The organism is Pseudomonas gingeri, assembly GCF_013385425.1.
GTDB lineage: Bacteria > Pseudomonadota > Gammaproteobacteria > Pseudomonadales > Pseudomonadaceae > Aquipseudomonas > Aquipseudomonas gingeri_D.
In genome coordinates, this window is the sequence record NZ_JACAQA010000019.1 from 236617 (window position 1) to 251757 (window position 15141).

General features: G+C 58.2%; 12 protein-coding genes. 5 read left to right on the plus strand and 7 right to left on the minus strand.

What is annotated here, in order from left to right; translation table 11 throughout:
- Positions 1–27: 27 nt before the first annotated feature.
- From HX830_RS23050 to HX830_RS23065, 4 genes are read right to left on the minus strand one after another with little or no spacing between them, the layout of a single operon-like run.
- On the minus strand, positions 28–1593 hold the full coding sequence (locus HX830_RS23050; protein ID WP_152740931.1) for a glycosyltransferase family 39 protein: 1566 nt from the start codon (positions 1591–1593) through the stop codon (positions 28–30).
- Positions 1594–1619: 26 nt separating this feature from the next.
- On the minus strand, positions 1620–3101 hold the full coding sequence (locus HX830_RS23055; protein ID WP_177102800.1) for a glucosyltransferase domain-containing protein: 1482 nt from the start codon (positions 3099–3101) through the stop codon (positions 1620–1622).
- Positions 3102–3120: 19 nt separating this feature from the next.
- Positions 3121–4083 (minus strand): glycosyltransferase family 2 protein, encoded by a 963-nt coding sequence (locus tag HX830_RS23060; protein WP_177102802.1) that lies wholly within the window; start codon positions 4081–4083, stop codon positions 3121–3123.
- Positions 4080–4448 carry a GtrA family protein gene (locus tag HX830_RS23065; protein WP_371317540.1) on the minus strand — a complete coding sequence of 123 codons (369 nt, stop codon included), beginning with the start codon at positions 4446–4448 and terminating at the stop codon, positions 4080–4082. Before HX830_RS23065 ends, HX830_RS23060 begins: the two co-directional genes overlap by 4 nt.
- 541 nt (positions 4449–4989) lie before the next feature.
- Here HX830_RS23065 and HX830_RS23070 point away from each other — a divergent pair.
- Positions 4990–6114, plus strand: a complete 1125-nt coding sequence (locus HX830_RS23070) for an OpgC family protein (RefSeq protein ID WP_177102805.1) — start codon at positions 4990–4992, stop codon at positions 6112–6114.
- A 147-nt stretch (positions 6115–6261) separates the two neighbouring features.
- Positions 6262–9363, plus strand: a complete 3102-nt coding sequence (locus HX830_RS23075; protein ID WP_177102807.1) for a transglycosylase domain-containing protein — start codon at positions 6262–6264, stop codon at positions 9361–9363.
- Positions 9364–9379: 16 nt separating this feature from the next.
- Here the strand turns inward: HX830_RS23075 and HX830_RS23080 are convergent, their stop codons facing one another.
- A complete protein-coding gene (locus tag HX830_RS23080; RefSeq protein ID WP_103498372.1) occupies positions 9380–9901 on the minus strand; it encodes a C40 family peptidase in 522 nt (173 codons plus the stop codon).
- Between the two features lie 233 nt (positions 9902–10134).
- Here HX830_RS23080 and HX830_RS23085 point away from each other — a divergent pair, with 233 nt between their 5' ends.
- A complete protein-coding gene (locus HX830_RS23085) occupies positions 10135–10725 on the plus strand; it encodes a PadR family transcriptional regulator (RefSeq protein ID WP_152740936.1) in 591 nt (196 codons plus the stop codon).
- Positions 10722–11504, plus strand: a complete 783-nt coding sequence (locus HX830_RS23090) for a siderophore-interacting protein (RefSeq protein ID WP_177102809.1) — start codon at positions 10722–10724, stop codon at positions 11502–11504. The genes HX830_RS23085 and HX830_RS23090 overlap by 4 nt, the downstream gene beginning before the upstream one ends.
- Before the next feature lie 151 nt (positions 11505–11655).
- Here the strand turns inward: HX830_RS23090 and HX830_RS23095 are convergent, their stop codons facing one another.
- Positions 11656–12309, minus strand: a complete 654-nt coding sequence (locus HX830_RS23095) for a Pr6Pr family membrane protein (RefSeq protein ID WP_177102811.1) — start codon at positions 12307–12309, stop codon at positions 11656–11658.
- A gap of 17 nt (positions 12310–12326) precedes the next feature.
- On the minus strand, positions 12327–12557 hold the full coding sequence (locus HX830_RS23100; RefSeq protein ID WP_103494373.1) for a VF530 family DNA-binding protein: 231 nt from the start codon (positions 12555–12557) through the stop codon (positions 12327–12329).
- 373 nt (positions 12558–12930) lie between these two features.
- Between HX830_RS23100 and HX830_RS23105 the strand changes: the two genes are divergently transcribed.
- Complete coding sequence (locus HX830_RS23105) at positions 12931–14955, plus strand: TonB-dependent receptor (RefSeq protein ID WP_177102813.1); 2025 nt, start codon at positions 12931–12933, stop codon at positions 14953–14955.
- The last annotated feature ends 186 nt before the right edge of the window (positions 14956–15141 follow it).

The following is a 15141-nucleotide window of genomic DNA, read 5'->3' on the forward strand; positions in this document are numbered from 1 at the left end:
CGCCTGGCCGCCAAGAGCCAGGCGCCTTCATTCACACCTGACGGGGTTATCGCCTGGCACACTCCCACAAATCTCATACAACCCCAGAACATTATCGCCCATCACTGTTTGCGTGATCGAATGCCAGCGACGGGGAAGATCAACCTCGTCACCCGGCTTTTTATACGCGTAGTCCAGCCACCATACTCGACCTGTTGCCGTTTCAAGACGATCGAGAGACTCAACATAAGTGTCATCGCCATATTTCATCATCGGGGCAGAAAAGCCTGACGCGATGGGCCGATGGCCTGATGACGACGAAAAGTGCAACAACAGCTTCCGGTGTTTATCGTTGTAAAAATGCCCAGCGTAAAAGAGATAGGCATCGCTCACCACCAATACATCACCGCTCATTGACTTGACGTTAAAATCCTCCATCAGCTCAGCCAGCCTATCGTCAGCCATCCGGTAAGGGTTGTTCATTGTATGTTGTTGACTATAAACATGACTCAGGCCGAAAACCTCTACTGCTAAGCATACGCCCAACGCCATGACAAACCCCCATCTATTACGCAGCTTATCCAGCGCTATCGCCACAAGAAGAGGCATCATCACCGCAGAAAAAAACAAATAGCGTTCTACAAACACAGGCATATAGAAAGAGAATAAAAAAACGACCATCACCGTTAAAAAACCGCATATGACAATCAGCGTTTGCACAGCGTACCGACTGCGGTCTTGCCACACCACGATACCTCCGGTCGCCACATACACGATCGGCACCAGCCAGTAAATAAATGCATTGCAACCACGCCCATCGTTAACGATCAAGAATCTCCATATCGCCGATGGCAGGCTATAACCGGAAATGGGCTGAATCCAACTCACGCCAAAGGTGTTCAACTGGGTAAAAACACTTGACAGCCATGGCAAGTAAAGCAGGACAATCACTCCGTTCGCCAGCCACCACTGAGGCCTCTCTATGCCTCGATGCCGCCCATAAGCCGGCAGACGGATCAACAGCAGGTACAGCCAATGGGAAAGCGCGCAGAAAATCGAAAAATAATGGGTATAAAGTCCACTCACCATCAATAAAACATACATCACCAGGTAGCTACTTTTTTGCGGTTTGAGCACCCAGTACACCAACGCAAGGGTGGCGCCCGTCAGTTCGGCGCCCATCAGCGCATACATGCGCACATCCTGGCTGTAGCGAACCGCGATAGGTAACAACGCCAGCAACAAGCCCGCCGTTATTGCCGCTCGCGGTGTTGAAACCATCCGCACCAGCCAAATGCCAAGTCCGACGTTGACGACGCCAAGCACGGCACTGAAGCCTCTCGTCCAGATCAACGCATTGCTGTCGGTCAGTGCGATCAGCCCATGCAGGAGCATATAAAAAAGAGGGGGATGTACATCGCGGCCACTTAACGTCCAGATATCAGCCAGCGGATAGGCAATCAACTCCAGAGTAAAACCTTCATCGGACCATATGGAGGCGTTGCTCAACAGATAAAAACGCAGCACTGTCGACACGCTAATAATCGCGAAAACCCACCACCCGATGGCGTGTGAACGCGGGGCCGTCACGGCAATTGATGGGATATCACTCATGACGCCACCACTCCTGGACGTTCAGCCTACGGCTTGATCCGTTTCATCATGATAAGTCCTTCTTCCCCACTAAGATAAATGTCATAGAACTTATTATTCACCACCGGCATACCGAAGTCATCGAGTTTATCTTTACTGAGATACGACTCATCAGCGCCCTCGACATTATCCATACCCACTCTTAAAAGAGCCGCTGAACTGACTGCCGCACCCTGCCCCATGATATCGTCAATACCGGGCATTACCGCCAGCGTGCCTTGAGCGGCCGGTACCCAACCTGAATCGTCATCCTGCAAGTGAAATTTTTTGACCTTTCTGAGTTCCACACGGCTGAAAACATCGTAACTCAGATTAAATGAAATTGTCTTTTCCATCTCCTGCCTCATCATCAGTACCCGCCCATAGGCGTAGGAAAAGGACAACATGTACAGCAACGGCACCGCTAGCAAAACCCCGGCTTGTGGATGACACCTCACCAACACCGAAGCACTTAGATAAAACAAGAACATCAGAAGTACCGAAGCCCCAACCAGTGTCCGTGCCCCCAAATTAAAAGGTTCGAACACGAGCATGATCCCGTGAATGGACAGCCCCAGCACACCCAGCAACACACTGTACAATAAGACTCTTATTAATTTTTCTCGAACCCGAATATCAGATCTGAGCATTTCAACAATCACCCAGCAATAGCCGACTGCTGCCACCCCTGACAGGCACAGAACAAGCCCATAGCTTGCGCCGACGAACGCCTCCGGGATTCCGTCGAAAAACAACATGATTCTCGAACCGATTTCCGCGATCGCGGAGGCGTCCAACTTAATCAGTGTCTTACGTTCATCGCCCATTAAAGGGTAGGCCGTTACATAATAAATAACGACACCAATCCCTAACTGAAGCAGTTTATCACCTGTTACCCTGAAGATACGCTCAAGAGGCTCGCCCCTCTCCAGCAACCTGAACACCTCAATACAACACAATCCCACAAATACGTTGATCATAGGCTGATAGAAAGCCGTGAGCACAGCCACCAGTAAAGCCGGTATCGCCGTTCGTTTCCAGAACACCTGCTCTTGGTAGGTCACCGCCAGGATGCTCGCAACAATACCGAGTATCATTGACGGCCCATCATACTGATAAGTCAGATTTTGCAGGAAGAATGGACAATACAGCAAGGGCAAGACGACTAGACAACGGCTGTATGTCAAGTCAGTAAAATAATGCCTGGAGAGACGGGCCAAAGCCAATGCCAATACTGTGATCGCCAGCAGGAGGGCTAACGGAAACATATTAGGCGCGGCATGACTTAACGATAATAGCCCATACAGAATATCCGTCAGAACTCGTCCCTCGTCGGAAAAGTCTGCCCTGGCAAATACAGAACGCCAACCATCATCAATATAGAGATAGTCTGACAATATAAAGGGGAGCACATATAAAAAACTGACAATCAGGTAAAAAGCTACCGCCTCACCTTGCGACAGCTGCTTCTTTAGAACATCAAACTTCATAGCCCACCACTGCCCCTTTTTATTTCACGCTCGACTGCCGAGAAAGCAAACCACCAGGCTTCCCTGAAACCACATCTTTGACAACATATCTGGGCCGATGTTTAGACTCCATGTAAATTCGCCCTATATACTCCCCCAGCACCCCAATCCCGATCAGTTGCACACCGCCCAAAAACAAAATCGCCGTCATCAACGACGGGTACCCCGGCACATCATTACCAAACAGTATCTTGTCCAACGCCATATAACCGGCATATAGCAACGCCAACACTGAAACCCCGCCGCCGATATAACTCCACAGACGCAACGGCAGGGTACTGAACGAGGTGACCCCGTCGAGTGCCAGGTTCCATAACTTCCAGGCATTGAACTTGCTCCGGCCGCCGACACGGGACGCGCGATCGTATTCAATAATGGCGACCGTGAAACCGGCCCACGACAGCACGCCTTTCATGAACAGTGGCTGTTCAGGTAACGCCTTGATCACGTCCACCACCTTGCGGTCCATCAGGCGGAAATCGCCCACATTTTCCTCGATATGGGTGTAGGCGATGTGCTTGAGCAGGCGGTAGAAGAGCGAGGCACTGTGTCGCTTGAGGTAACCATCACTGGAACGATCCCGACGCTTGGCCAACACCACATCAGCGCCGTTTTGCCAGGCCTGGAGCAATCGGGGGACAACCTTGATCGGATCCTGCAGGTCAACATCGATGGGAATGACCGCCTCACCGCTGGCAAACTCAAGGCCGGCGAACAAGGCCGGTTCTTTACCGAAATTTCGTGAGAAATTGACCAGCACTACATTGTCATCCATCAGTGTCAACGCACGAGCGATGTTTTCCGTAGCATCTAAACTGCCGTCATTGATAAAAACAATTTCGACCTGGTAATGATTCAATCCAGGCTCTTGTCTGACGGTCTGGTAAAAAAGCTCAATCGTCTGCTCTTCATTGAACAGCGGAACCACCAAGGAAACTTTCACGTCGGCGTGCTCCGAAAGACCACGTAACGGGCATAGCAGTAACCCACGACCAGACTGACGCCTGAAAAAACGACCAGTGTCACGATACCGGGCAGGGCCAACCCATCGCCAAGCCACCCTATTATAAAGCTCATAAAAGCCATAAAGCCGGCAAAGGATAAATAGCGAGCCAATGTTGCAGTTTGCTTGAAGGTATATCGCGAATTGGCATAAAAAGAAAACGTGGCCGCCAGCCCAAAAGCACAGATATTACTGGTGGCCTGACGAACCGATAAGAAGCTGTGCAGCGCCAGGAAGACACCCCAGTGGATTAGCGTATTCAGAACGCCAATATAGACGTAAGTCGAAAAATGCTTGAGCAACACACACACCACCATATCCTGGGTTCCGCAGCCGGAAAGAAATACCCGCCCGATAAATACCGAAGGGCGCTTCCACGTACAACGAAACACCAGCGTGGTGAGACTTAAACACTAGGCCGCGTCAACAGGTCTGTCTACTGTCAGAAATCACAGGTACATATGAGTCCCCACTCTCCGAGCAAGCCCGGGAGAAAAGCCCGGAACGCTGGTCTGGACAGACGCGAAACTGGAAGCCGATGGGTACGGTGCTGTTGAACCCGGATCGGGAGCAGCCACTTGAGAAAAGAGCAGCATAGTTAGACGGTGACGCGACAACTACGCCGGTTTGCAAAGCTCACAGGCAATATGGAGCTCAGGCTCTATGTCATCGGCGCCCCAACAAACGCTGGCGGGCAACCCTCGACACAAAATTGTGACATTCAGTAATACCCCCGCCTTTGCAATTCCCTCCGACTCACGCCAACCTGCACACCGCCGCTGCGCGCGTGCAATTTCTTACAGCAATAACAGCCCTATTCAACATTCGCCCAAGAGTTTTCCCGTGATGTCCAACGGACGCGATCATCGCATCGACTTTTTCCGCGGATTGGCGCTGATCTTCATTTTCTGGGATCACGTGCCGCAGAACCCTCTCGCCAATCTCACCGTGCGCAATTTCGGTTTCAGCGACGCGGCGGAGATCTTTGTCTTTCTCGCCGGTTACGCCGCGATACTGGCCTACGGCAAGATCGCCCGCCGCGACGGCTTTCTGATCGCCAGCGTGCGCATCCTGCGCCGGGCCTGGGTGCTTTATGTGGTGCATATCTTCCTGCTGGCGCTGCTGATGGGCATCGTGTTCTTTGCCAACAGCCAGGTGGAAACCCGTGACCTGGTGCAGGAAATGGGCTTGCAGTATTTCCTCACCCATCCACAGCAGGCGCTGATGGACGAACTGCTACTGCGCTTCAAACCCAACCTGATGGACCCCCTGCCGTTGTATATCCTGCTACTGCTCGGCCTGCCGCTGATCCTGCCGATGCTGCTGCGCAAAGCCGAATACGTGGTCGGGGTGTCGGTGCTGCTGTACCTGCTGGCGCCCTGGTTCCAGTGGAACCTGGCCGCCCAGGAGGGTGGCGTGTGGTTCTTCAACCCCATGGCCTGGCAGCTGCTGTTCGTGCTCGGTGGCGCGGCGGCGATCCATGGACAGCGGGAAAAGCGCCCGGAACTCCGCCCGCTGTCGCGGCAGCCGTTGTTCGTCACCTCGGCGGCCTATCTGCTGGCCTGCGCGGTGATCGCCTTGTCATGGAAATGGCCGCAGATACACAACGCCTTCATGCCCAAGCTGTTGGGCGAGTGGCTCTACCCGATCAGCAAGACCAACCTGTCGCCGGCGCGCCTGCTGCATTTCCTGGCGCTGGCCTATGTGGTCTCGAAGCTGTTGCCCAATGGACGTTGGCTGGATCACTGGCTGCCCCGACAGAGTTGCCGGATGGGCCGTTACTCGCTGGAGGTGTTCTGCTTCGGTGTGCTGCTGGCACCGCTGGCGGACATGCTCAATGCCCAGGCCGGGGATGGCTGGCCGGTGCGGGTATTCAGTGCACTGCTGGGCGTGGCGTTGATGGCGGCGCTGGCGGGATGGCTGGACCTCAACAAGCGCCTGGGCCAGCCCGCGCCAGTAGCGATCGCCTGATACGAATCATTCGTCATTGCAGCAGCCATGCCCCCCCTGATGACCTGCCAGAAAAACCTGACCCACTTCACATATTTTTCGCCGCCTCCAAGCAGCGTCTAAGCTTCAGGCAAGTGCGATCAATCTGCGTGAATGGATGAATCGACTATGGGCGCTTTATGGCAATCCGATTCGAGCAACACTGTGGCGCCAGCCAACAGGGAGGATGAAGCGCCTTTACCGAAAAAACCGCGTAAGCGCAGGCTGTGGTGGCGGCTGTTCTGGCTCGTGCTGCTGATTGCCCTGGGATTGCTGGGGTTTGCCGCCTCGCGGGAAATGCGCAGCTCCAAGATCCAGGCACGGGAGTTCAGCCGTCTCGCCGCCGACCTCGGTTATTCGCTGGAGCCCGGGCCCAGTGACTCGATTCTCTATCCCGGCGACGGGCCTTTCGACAAGCGTCTGGGCTACAGCGCCCTCGGTGAATTCCTGCCGCGCCTGTTGAAACGCAATTATCGGATCGAGGCCCAGGCCCGCTTCTCCCCGGCACTCCTGGACTACAGCCAGGAAGGCTTTTTCGTACCATACAAGGAGAAAATCCAGGCCGGACTCTCGATCACCGATTGCCGCGGGGGCGATGTCTACCATTACGACTACCCACAACAACTCTATGCCAGCTTCGAAGCCATTCCGCCGTTGGTGGTCAATAGCCTGCTGTTTATCGAGAACCGTGACCTGCTCGACCCGAAGCAGCCCCAGGCCAACCCCGCCGTGGACTGGCCACGCTTCGGCAAGGCGGTGCTGTCGCAGATTGCCAAGGTCCTGCACATGGGCGGCCAGACCGCCGGCGGCAGCACCCTGGCGACCCAATTGGAAAAATACCGGCACTCGCCGGACGGCCTGACCCTCTCCGGCGGTGAAAAAATCCGCCAGATGATTTCCGCCAGCGTGCGCGCCTACCAGGGCGGGCCGCAAACCCTGGAAGCGCGCAAGGATGTGGTCCGCGACTACCTCAACAGCGTGCCGTTGTCCGCCGTGCCCGGGCATGGCGAAGTGCATGGCATGGCGGAAGGCTTGCGGGTCTGGTACGGCGCGGATTTCGCCCAGGTCAACGCCCGCCTGAACAGCGTGGCCAGCGATCCCCTGAGCCTCTCCCAACGCGGCCTGGCCCTGCGTGAAGTGCTGTCGCTGATGATTGCCCAACGCCGGCCCTCCCATTACCTGGCCCGCGGCCGCGACGAATTGGCCGAACTGACCGACAGCCATATCCGCCTGCTGGCCCAGAACGCGGTGATCGACGGTCCCCTGGCCGCCGCCGCGCTGGCCAGCAAAGTGACCTATCGCGACTGGCAGCAGGAACCGACGATCCAGCCGGTGGAGTCGAACAAGGGCATCAGCGTGGCCCGCAGCCGCCTGTCGGCCATGCTCGACCGCCCACTCTACGACCTCGACCGCCTTGATCTCTCGGCTACCAGCACCTTGCAATCGGACCTGCAAAGCCAGGCCAGCGACTACCTCAAGCGCCTGGCCGACCCTGAGTTCGCCAAGTCCCTGGGCCTGTTGGGCGAACACCTGCTGACCCCCACCAGCACGCAACAGGTGCGCTACAGCTTCACTCTTTTCGAGCTCACGCCCGACAGCGCGCGGGTGCGAGTGCAGACCGACAGCACCGACCAGCCCTTCGACATCAACGAAGGCAGCAAGCTCGAACTGGGCTCCACTGCGAAACTGAGGGTGCTGACCAGCTACCTGCAGATCATTTCCGAACTGCACGACCGTTATGGCAACCAGTCACCCGCCGAACTGAAAAAAGTGGCGAATGACGCCCAGGACCCGATCACCCGCTGGGCGGTGGACTACCTGGCGCAAAACAGCGACCGCTCCTTGCCGAAAATGCTCGACGCGGCCCTCAGCCGGCAATACTCGGCCAACCCCGGCGAAAGCTTCTTCACCGGCGGCGGTTTGCATCACTTCCACAACTTCCGCAAGGAAGACAACGGCCGCAGCCCGACCTTGCGCGAAGCCCTGCGCGAGTCGATCAACCTGCCGTTTATCCGCCTGATGCGCGACCTGGTGCGCTACAGCACCTACCAGGGCCCGAACAACAGCGCCGAATTGCTCAAGGACGACAACGAGCCACGTCGCCAGGAATACCTGGCGCGCTTTGCCGACCGCGAGGGCACGGCCTTTATGCTGCGCTTCTGGAAGAAGTACCAGAACAAGACGTCCCAGGAGCGCCTGGACACCTTCCTCGACGGCATGCACCCGACGCCGATTCGCCTCGCCGCCGTGCATCGCTACCTGCTGCCGAACGCTCCGCAAGCGGTTTTCAATACCTTTGTCCGGGCCCACCTGAAAACCGAGAAAGTCACCGACGAACGCCTGGCCAAACTCTACAAGACCTACGGCCCCGGCACCTTCGACCTGCCCGACCAGGGCTTTATCGCCAAGGTTCACCCGCTGGACCTGTGGTTGCTCGGCTACCTGTTGAATAACCCCCAAGCGCACTTCAGCCAGGTGGTGGCCGCCAGCGAATTCGAACGCCAGGAAGTCTATGGCTGGCTGTTCAAGAGCAAGCACAAGAGTGCCCGCGACAGCCGGATCCGGGTGATGCTGGAGATCGAAGCCTTCCTCGATATCCATCAACGCTGGCAACAGGTCGGCTACCCCTTCGATCACCTGGTACCGTCGCTGGCCACCGCCATCGGCAGTTCCGGTGACCGTCCGGCGGCGCTGGCCGAACTGGTGGGGATTATCCTCAACGACGGCATCCGTATGCCGACCCTGCGCATCGACAGCCTGCACTTCGCCGCCGGTACACCTTACGAGACCCGCCTGGTCAACGACCCGGACAAAGGCAAACGGGTGATGCCGTCGGAAGTCGCCACGGCCCTGCGCGAAGCCTTGTCACAAGTGGTGGATGCGGGCACCGCACGACGGGTTTCCGGCAGTTTCAAACAGCCGGACGGCACACCGCTGGCCATGGGTGGGAAAACCGGTACCGGCGACAACCGCATCGAAGCCATCGGTGCCGGCGGGCGGGTCTTGAGTTCGAAGTCGATCAACCGCACGGCGACCTTTGTGTTCTACATCGGCGATCATCACTTCGGCACCCTGACCGCGTTCGTGCCGGGGCGCTCGGCCGAGTCGTTCAAGTTCACCTCGGCGTTGCCGGTACAGGTGCTCAAGGGCATGGCGCCGATCCTGACGCCTTACCTGCAACCGGGCAGCAACACCTTGTGCACCGCACAGAAGGTCGCGCAAACGCCCTGACGACAGGAGAAAAACCTCAGCGGGTCGTGTGAAATCGCTTGGCGAGGGTGTAGCTCTTTTTCCAGTAGCTATTGCTCAGCGAATCGATGCGTACCGTCTTGCCGCTGCGCGGCGAGTGAATGAATTTGTCTCCGCCAATATAGAGCCCGACATGATTGACGGTGTTCTGCCCATTGCGCCGGAAGAACACCGCATCACCAGGCTTGAGGTTTTTCCGTTCGATGGTCTTGGCGTTGGAGCGGCGCATGGCAACGGTGGTGCGCGGCAGCTTGATATCGGCTTCCTGCTGAAACAGATAGACCAGCAAGCCGCTGCAATCAAAGCCGTTGACCGACATCCCGCCCCACCGATAGGGCGTGCCGATCAACTCATGGGCACGGCCCACGACATTGTCGATGGGCGCTGGCGCGGCCTTGGGCCGCAGCCCCTTCAGGACCTTGGCCGATGAAACAGGTTTCGCCACATCGAGGGTGGCGTGAGCCGACAGGAACAGGCCCGGTGACACCCACAGCAGCGCGCCGAACAAGAAACTGGGCATGATAAATCCCGCCTTTTTGACACAAGACGGCATGGTAAAGAGCTGTTCCAGCCTTGCTTAGAGTGCTTTTCTCCAATTGGCGTAGGGAAAAACTCCAAGTCGACACAGAAAACACAACCGAGCCCTGAGAGACGTATAAGCACAAACGGGCCATGCATCCGTTCGTCACTTTTTCTTGCCGAGCGTTTAAGATATATCTTAAGGTATATCTTAACTAGACAGGAGAAAGAGAAATGAGAGAGGAACATCCCCACCATCGTCATCATCCCCGGGAATTCGGCGATGGCCATGACGGCTTCGAACGTCGCCCCGGTCGCGAACGCGGCGGCCGCGGCCCCCGGGTCTTCGCCCCCGGCGACCTGAAGCTGTTGCTGCTGGCGTTGATTGCCGAACAGCCGTGCCACGGCTACGACCTGATCCGCCAGATCGAAGGCATGTTCGACGGTGCCTACAGCCCGAGCCCCGGCGTGATCTACCCGACCCTGACCTTCCTCGAAGAAAGCGAAATGATCCTCGGCGACGCGGCTGCCGGGAAAAAGCGCTACAGCGTGACCGACGCCGGACGTCAGTCCCTGATCGAACAGGCCGTGGCCCTCGATGGCGTACGCATGCGCATCGATGTCAGCAAGCGTTCGCTGCGCGGCCATGAACGGCCGCTGGAAATCCACGAGGCAGTGCACAACCTGCGCCACGCCCTGCAACTGCACAACGGTCGCTGGAGCCCGGAAGAAATCCTTCGGGTTCGCGACCTGCTGAACAACACCGCCAAGGCCATCGTCGATGGGCCAGTATCCGCTCCATCCTGCTCGGAGAAACCGGAATGAATGCAGTCAATCAACAAGGGATTCACCGTGTCATGCACGAGATCAAACGACGCCGCCTGGAAGTGTTGCGGGTCGTCGACCTCACCCCGCGCATGCGCCGCATCACCCTGGGCGGGTCGGAGCTGGCGGGTTTTATCAGCCTGGGCACGGACGACCATGTGAAAGTGTTTTTCCCACAGAACGCCGCCGAACAAGCCGCCCTGGAAACGATGGTGCTGGGGGCCAAGGACAACGGCCCGATGCCCGCCATGCGTGACTACACCCCACGGCGTTATGACCTGGAAAGCGGCGAGCTGGATATCGACTTCGTGCTGCACGGCGACGGCCCCGCCGCGACCTGGGCGGCCCAGGCGGCGCCCGGTCAGTTCCTCAATATCGGTGGCCCTCGGGGTTCGATGGTGGTCCCGGATATCTTCGACAGCTACCTGCTGATCGGCGATGAAACCGCGTTGCCAGCCATTGCCCGGCGCCTGGAAGGGCTGGCGGCCAATCGACGGGCTCGGGTGGTGATCGAGGTGGAGAATGCCGGGGAACAGCAGGTGCTGCAGAGCCCGGCACAGGTCGAGGTGACCTGGGTACGACGCGATGCGCCGGAGCAGGATCTGCTGCGCACCGTCGAACAGCTGAATATCCCCGAAGGCAGCCTGTATGCCTGGGTGGCGACCGAAGCGGCGCTGTCGCGCAAGATCCGCAAGGTGTTGTTGGGTGGCCACGGTTTGAGCGAGGAATTTCTCAAGGCGGTCGGCTACTGGAAACTGGACGACAGCGCTGAGGAGTGATCAGACAACAGGGAGGCTTATGCTAGCCTCAAGGGCCTCTTCGCGGGCAAGCCCTGCTCCTACAGGGTTGTGTCGTACACAAGGTCAGTGGACGCCGCGAAACTGTAGGAGCAGGGCTTGCCCGCGAAGGCGTCAACCCGGACAGCACGCTCTACCTGCCACCCCGCCACCGATCCACCCCGATCAACACCCCCGACACCAGCAAAAATCCCAGCAGAATCTGCCCGGCATTGATAAACACCTGTGGATAACCCAACTTATCCACATCAAAAAAGGGATACGGGTACACCCCAATCAGATGCCCGCGCAACAGCACATAAGCGAAATAGACCACGGGATAGATCGCCCAGGGCACTCCATCCCACAACCGCAAAGTGCCCTTCCTCACGCAACACCACCAATAGACCACAAACAGCACCGGCATCACGTCGTGCATCAACTCATCGGCCAACCACTGAAACCCCTGGGGATGCCACAGATGGCGCAACAACAGGTTGTAGGCCAGCCCGACCACCACGATGCTCGCCGTCACACCCGTCTGCACCGCCGGTTTGAGAAACCAGCGCCTGCTCGCCGAATCCCGCGAAGTCACCGCACAGGTCAGCACCGTCGCCGCCAGGGTATTGGTCAGCACGGTGAAAAAACTGAAGAAGCTCACCACCCCGCCGATCAGGCTGGCCTCCACCTGCCAGCGAAAAATCAGCAGCAGATAGAGCTGGATCGCCAGTCCGCCCCAGCCCAGGAACGCCGCGCCCAGCAACAGCAGCCGACGCAAACCGCCCGAGGTTTGCACTGCGCCATGCATCGCTGCGCTTTCCGTATTCACAGCTCGCGCTTGGTACGCGCCAGCTTGATATAGAGGGCCTCGACCTTCTCCCGCGCCCAGGGGGTCTTGCGCAGGAACGTCAGGCTCGACTTGATGCTCGGGTCACTCTTGAAGCAACGGATATCGATGCGTTGCGCCAACCCTTCCCATTCGTAATGGGTCACCAGGGCCGTGAGGATCTGCTCCAGGGTCACGCCGTGCAAAGGGTTGTTGTTCGATGCCGTCATGCCAGGCCTTCAGGTCAGGAAATGGAAGAAGCCGCGCACCTTAGCCGAGCCTTGGGGCGGGGGGAAGAGCCACGGGCGAAGACAAGGCGTCCCGTATCTGAAATGACTGTAAGACTTCTCTGGCAAGACGCACGACTGGCGACCGAGCACAGTCCCTGTAGGAGCCAGCTTGCTGGCGATCAAACGCAAGAACGCCCCCTATCTCAAGTCTAGCGCTGCCACCGGAAACCCTCGGGGTTTTGTTTTCCTGATAAAAAAGATATGTTATGTCATAACATATGAGAAATATTAACAATCACACCCACCTACCGTTCCAGCCTTTCATCTGACTCAAGGCGCTCTATTTCGCGCCCCGCTTGCCAAGGAAGCACCGATGTCCCTCTCCTCTCCCCTGCGTTCTCACCTGACACCGCTGGCCGCCGCCTTGCTGATGGTCTCCCCGGCCTACGCCCTGGACTTGCAACCCCAAGTCATCACCGGCAACCCATTGGGCAGCCAGCAACTCGCCTCCCCCAGCACCGTACTGGAAGGCGATGACCTGACCCTGCAACAGCAAGGCAGCCTCGGCGAAACCCTGAACAAGCAACCCGGCGTGTCATCCTCGTATTTCGGCCCGGGGGCCAGCCGGCCGATCATTCGTGGCCAGGACGGCGATCGCATCCGCCTGCTGCGCAATGGCGTCGGCGCGCTGGATGCCTCGGCGCTGTCCTACGACCACGCCGTGCCACTGGACCCGGTCAATGTCGAACGGATTGAAATCGTCCGCGGCCCGGCCGCCCTGCTCTACGGCGGCAGCGCCATCGGCGGCGTGGTCAACACCTTCGACAACCGCATCCCCACCACTGCCATCGACGGTATCCATGGTGCCGGGGAATTGCGCTACGGCGGTGCCGACACCAACCGCAGCAGCGCCGGCAAACTGGAAACCGGTGACGGCACCTTCGCCTTGCACCTGGATGCCAGTGCCCGCGAGTTCAACGACCTGCGCATTCCAGGCTTTGCCCACGACCGCAATGCACCGACCAGCGAAGACGCCGATCAACGCAAGGGGCGTTTGGGCAACAGCGATGGGCGCCAGGATGGCGGCGCAATCGGTGGTTCCTACACCTGGGACGATGGCTACGCCGGCTTGTCCTACAGCAACTACGACTCCAACTACGGCTCTCCTGCCGAGCAGGACGTGCGTATTCGCATGCAGCAGGACCATTACGCCTTCGCCTCGGAAATCCGTAACCTGCAAGGTCCCTTCAGTTCGGTGAAACTCGATGCCGGCTACACCGAGTACAAGCACAGCGAGATCGAAGACGGACAAATCGGTACCACCTTCAAGAACAAGGGTTACGAAGCGCGGGTCGAAGCCCGGCACCTGCCTGTCGGTCCGTTCAACGGGGTGATCGGCGCACAGGTCAGTCGCAACGAGTTCTCGGCACTGGGCGAAGAAGCCTTCGTCCCACAGACCGACACCAACACTGGCGCGCTGTTTCTGCTGGAAGAGTTCAAGGCCAGCGAGCGCCTGACCTTCAGCCTCGGCGGCCGCCTGGAACACACCCGCATCGACCCCGACGCCCAGGGCAACGAACGCTTCGCCGCCGCCGACCGTTCCAGCAACTTCACTGCCGGTAGCCTGTCATCCGGCGCGATCTACACCCTGACGCCGATCTGGTCCGTGGCCGCGACCCTGAACTACACCGAACGCGCGCCGACCTTCTACGAGCTGTACGCCAACGGTGCCCATGTGGCGACCGGCACCTATGAACTGGGCGATGCCAACCTGTCGAAGGAAAAAGCCGTGTCCAGCGACCTGGCCCTGCGCTTCGACAACGGCACCCACAAAGGTAGCTTCGGCGTGTTCTACAGCCACTTCTCCAACTACATCGGCCTGCTGGGCACCGGTCGCACCCTCAACGACGAAGGCCAGGATGACCCCGCCGGGATTCCCGAATACCGCTACTCCGGGGTACGCGCACGCTTCGCCGGTTTCGAGGCGCAGGATCACTGGAAACTTGACGAAAGCACCTACGGCAAATTTGCCTTGGAACTGTCCGGGGACTACACCCGAGCCACCAACCTCGACACCGGCGAGGCGCTGCCACGGATTGCCCCGCTGCGCCTGAACAGCGGCCTGCTGTGGGAGTTGGATCGCTGGCAGGCGCGGATCGACGTCGAGCATGCGGCGGGACAAGGACGGGTGCCGGCCAACGAGACCGGCACTTCGGGATACACCACATTCGGCGCCAGCGCCGGTTATCACTTCGACATTGGCAGCAGCCAGTGGCTGGCCTTCGTCAAGGGAGACAACCTGACCAACCAGACCGTGCGCTACGCCAGTTCGATCCTGCGGGATATCGCACCGGCACCGGGGCGCAGCGTGGAATTTGGGTTGCGTACCACATTCTAGAAACGACCCTGCTGCTTCGGGCTCACTCAAGCGCACTCTCGTGTGGGCTTGGGTGGGAAATGCCTCGATAAAAGAGAGATGTTGAAAACCAATCCACGTCCTCGGTTCGGACAACCGTTGGTCGCTACTGTCATTTCTGACAGTAGCCGCTGAATTGATCGACTCCTAGGCTCTGTACGAAAACAA